The 1,519-nt window shown below is 69.5% G+C and carries 2 protein-coding genes; one reads left to right on the top strand and one right to left on the bottom strand.

Annotated features, from left to right (window positions below; genetic code table 11):
* Nucleotides 1-58: 58 nt before the first annotated feature.
* Complete coding sequence (locus B1A78_RS21780) at nt 59-1,009, bottom strand: hypothetical protein (protein ID WP_077148907.1); 951 nt, start codon at nt 1,007-1,009, stop codon at nt 59-61.
* 172 nt (nt 1,010-1,181) lie between these two features.
* Between B1A78_RS21780 and B1A78_RS22895 the strand changes: the two genes are divergently transcribed.
* Nucleotides 1,182-1,328: a hypothetical protein gene (locus tag B1A78_RS22895; RefSeq protein WP_179102136.1), complete on the top strand. Its 147-nt coding sequence runs from the start codon at nt 1,182-1,184 to the stop codon at nt 1,326-1,328.
* The last annotated feature ends 191 nt before the right edge of the window (nt 1,329-1,519 follow it).

Consider the following 1,519-nt stretch of genomic DNA (forward strand, 5'->3'; position numbering starts at 1 on the left):
GAGGGAAGGGGCCCGCCGGCGAAGCCGGTGGGAAGGGTGAGGGCGATAAAGGGGTGTGCTAGGGCGCGATCGCCAGCCCGTCGCCATTCTTGCCGCCCGCGATGCGGCGCAGCACCTTGCCGCTCGCGACGTCGATCTCGGCGACCATGTCGTGCCCGGTCTCGGCGGCATAGAGCCGCTTCGAATCACCGCTGAACAGCAGCGTCACCTGCCCCTTCGCCTGTTCGCCCGACACCAGGATCGTCCTGACCGGCGCGCGCGTCTCGGCGTCGAACAGGCTGATCGTCCCCGCCGCGATATTGCTCGTCGCGATCAACTTGCCGTCGGGGCTCGCGAGCACGCGGATCGCGACCGGATCGACGGGCAGTTCGGCGACCTTCTCGCCGGTCGCGGTGTCCCACACCGACACGCGCGGCGCCTCCAAATCGCCGACCCACAGCTCGCGTCCACCCTTCGCCAGCGCCAGCCCCTCGGGCTTGCCGCCGATGGTTATGTCGCGCAGCTTCTTTGCATCTTTCAGGTCGAGCACGCTCACCGTCCCCGATGCGATATTGGCGGTGTACGCGGTGCGATTGTCGGGTGCGACGGCGATCATATGCGTGCCCTGCTGCCCGGTCGCGATCGAGGTCAGCGTGCCGTCGGGCGCGACCACCGCGACCGACTGGCTGCCTTCGGCCGTCGCGACCAGCCGCCCGTCGGACAGCCAGAGCAGCCCGTGCGGGCGCTGGTTGGGGCTGAGGTCGATCGTGCGTAATATCTTGCGCGCCGCCACATCGAAAACGTCGATCGTCGTCCCGCCATAGGCGACCACCGCCGCCTGCTTGCCGTCGGGCGAAACCGCAATCTCGTGCGGCATCTTGCCCGTCGGCAGTCGCGCGAGCTCGGTGCCGCTGTCGAGCGCGATCAGGCTCAGACTATCCTCGCCCTTGTTGCCGATCAGCAGCGTCTCGGCGGCGGCGGGCGGCGCGGCGAGCAGCAATATGGACAGGATGGCGATGGTGCGGCGCATGGATTTTCCCCTTCGATGTCGCGCCATCCTAGGCGGCGCGGCGGGGTCGGCAACCGCCGTTCGACGAACGGCATCGGCCTGATATTACGATAAGTTAACTGGCGCCGACGGCAGGCGCTTCGCACCTTTCCGCTGCGGCCGATCCGCGCCGCACTGCCTTGGGGAGCGAAGAATGAACCTGCCATCGATCGACATCGACGCGATACCCTTGCTCGACACCGCCGTCGGGCTGTTCGGCTCGCTCGCGGCGCCGACTGCCGCCTCGGGGCCGTCGGTCTTCGAGGTCTCGGTCACCGTCGTGCTGATCATCTACGACTGATCGGGTTGCGGGCGCCCGCAGCCGCGCCGCGCCCGCATTCGAAGACGCCGTCATGCGCCCGCCATCGCGCCACGATCATCACCCCCGCGCCGGCAGCGCGCGCACCGCCGCGATCCGCGCCGCGACCGCCGAAATCGCCGCGCGCTGGTCCGCCGAGGATGAGGCCCCCGCTGGCCTCGCCGCCGCGCTCG

It is taken from the genome of Sphingopyxis sp. KK2, assembly GCF_001990265.1.
Lineage (GTDB): Bacteria > Pseudomonadota > Alphaproteobacteria > Sphingomonadales > Sphingomonadaceae > Sphingopyxis.